This window comes from Metamycoplasma equirhinis, assembly GCF_006385185.1.
Taxonomy (GTDB): Bacteria; Bacillota_I; Bacilli_A; order Mycoplasmatales; family Metamycoplasmataceae; genus Metamycoplasma; species Metamycoplasma equirhinis.
Genome location: NZ_VFIX01000048.1, coordinates 1 through 572 on the forward strand (window position 1 = coordinate 1; position 572 = coordinate 572).

The 572-nt window shown below is 66.1% G+C and carries 1 protein-coding gene; it reads right to left on the reverse strand.

The window, feature by feature from the left end:
• On the reverse strand, positions 1–572 hold a 572-nt coding region (gene cobB / locus FJM08_RS08605; protein WP_140031750.1), incomplete at both ends, for an NAD-dependent protein deacylase.

Below are 572 nucleotides of genomic sequence, written 5' to 3' on the forward strand. Positions count from 1 at the left end.
GCTCGGGATTGACTTCGATCACGGCAGTGCCGCGCGCCAGCGCCAGGTCGGGTAAACCGGCCGCCGGGTAGACGATCGCCGAGGTCCCCACCACGACCATCACGTCGGCGCTCCCTGTCGCCTCGACCGCGCTCCGCCACGGCTCCTCTGGCAGCGGCTCACCGAACCATACGATGTCGGGCCGGATCAGACCGCCGCAGTCGCAGACCGGCGGCTCCACTTCGATCGCAGGCTCGGGCATCTCCGGAAGGGCGTCGGTGTAGGGCACACCACAACGTGCACAACGAAATTCGAAAAGGCTGCCGTGCAGGTGATGCACCGCACCGCTGCCGGCGCGCTCGTGCAGATCGTCGACATTCTGGGTGATGACGCTGACCTCAGCATGGTCCTGCCAGGCGGCGATCGCGCGATGCCCGTCGTTGGGTTCGACGTTGGCCACCAGATAATGGCGCCATAGGTACCATCCCCAGACCCGCTCGGGGTTGCGCAGCCAGCCTTGCGTGCTGGACAGCTCGTAAGGGTCGAATCGGGCCCACAATCCGTTCTTGTCATCGCGGAACGTCGGTACACCG